Source organism: Pseudoneobacillus rhizolycopersici (assembly GCF_054786815.1).
Window position 1 is genome coordinate 1 of the sequence record NZ_JBTOOE010000230.1, and the last position, 239, is coordinate 239.

1 protein-coding gene is annotated in these 239 nt (G+C 50.2%); it reads left to right on the forward strand.

Features of this window, described 5'->3' with window-relative positions:
• Positions 1–9 precede the first annotated feature (9 nt).
• Positions 10–150: a hypothetical protein gene (locus ACX9YW_RS23540; RefSeq protein ID WP_460351227.1), complete on the forward strand. Its 141-nt coding sequence runs from the start codon at positions 10–12 to the stop codon at positions 148–150.
• Positions 151–239 lie beyond the last annotated feature (89 nt).

Consider the following 239-nt stretch of genomic DNA (forward strand, 5'->3'; position numbering starts at 1 on the left):
ATCAAGATCATTGCTCCTCCTGAGCGCAAGTACTCTGTGTGGATCGGTGGCTCCATCCTGGCCTCACTGTCCACCTTCCAGCAGATGTGGATCAGCAAGCAGGAGTACGATGAGTCCGGCCCCTCCATCGTGCACCGCAAGTGCTTCTAGGCGGACTGTTACTGAGCTGCGTTTTACACCCTTTCTTTGACAAAACCTAACTTGCGCAGAAAAAAAAAAAATAAGAGACAACATTGGCA